Below are 782 nucleotides of genomic sequence, written 5' to 3' on the forward strand. Positions count from 1 at the left end.
CCACAGGCCAGTGCCCCCGCCGCACCCGAACCGGACGACCAGGCCCGCTAGCCGCCGCCCCGGACGACCGGCGAGGCGCCCCCCGCCGGAGACGGCGCCCCGCCCGGGCCCGGCCCGCGTCCGACCTGGGCTTGGGTACACGCGCGGGCTGCGCGGGTGCGTCCTCCGCGAACCAGTAGCGGCACAGGCCGGTGAACCCACCGCACCCGAACCGGACGGCCGAGCCCGCTAGCCCGTCCGTCCCCGGACCTCCGGCAAGGCGCACCCCGCCGGTGGACGTCGCGCCCGGCCTCGGCTCGGGCTTGGGTACACGCGCGGGGTGCGGCCTGGTCGGGTGCGTCCTCGTGCTGCGCGGTGCGCTCATCCGCCATCGGTGCGGGCGGGGGCGGCCTGCAGCGGCTCCTGGGTTACGGGTTCGTCCTCCCACCGGTGTCCGGGGTGGTGGCGCGGGAGAGGCGGGCGGCCATTGCGGCGAGGCGGGCGGTGAGGTCGGGCGGGCCGTGAACGTCGAAGTCCAGGTCGAGGTAGGCGATGCGCAGGGCCGTCCATTCCAGGGAGTCGGGGGTGGTGCGCAGCACGCAGGTGCGCTCGTCGACGGGTTCGATTTCCGCGCCGGTGACGCGGAACCGGTCGGCGAGTTCCTCGGCGGAGGCGTGCACGGTCAGCACGGCCTGCCGCAGGGGCCGCGGTTCGGGCGAAGTTCCGGCGGCCGCCAGCGAGCGGGTGACGAACGCGGCGGCGTCGGCGGCGGGCGGGTGGCGGGGCGGGCATCTGACCCCGGT

1 protein-coding gene is annotated in these 782 nt (G+C 77.4%); it reads right to left on the reverse strand.

Annotation, left to right across the window (positions count from 1 at the left end):
• Positions 1-407: 407 nt before the first annotated feature.
• Positions 408-782, reverse strand: a 375-nt coding sequence (locus E1287_RS44525; RefSeq protein WP_243719850.1) for a WYL domain-containing protein, incomplete at its 5' end; no start/stop codon positions are given.

The sequence above is a fragment of the Actinomadura sp. KC06 genome (assembly GCF_004348735.1).
Lineage (GTDB): Bacteria > Actinomycetota > Actinomycetes > Streptosporangiales > Streptosporangiaceae > Spirillospora.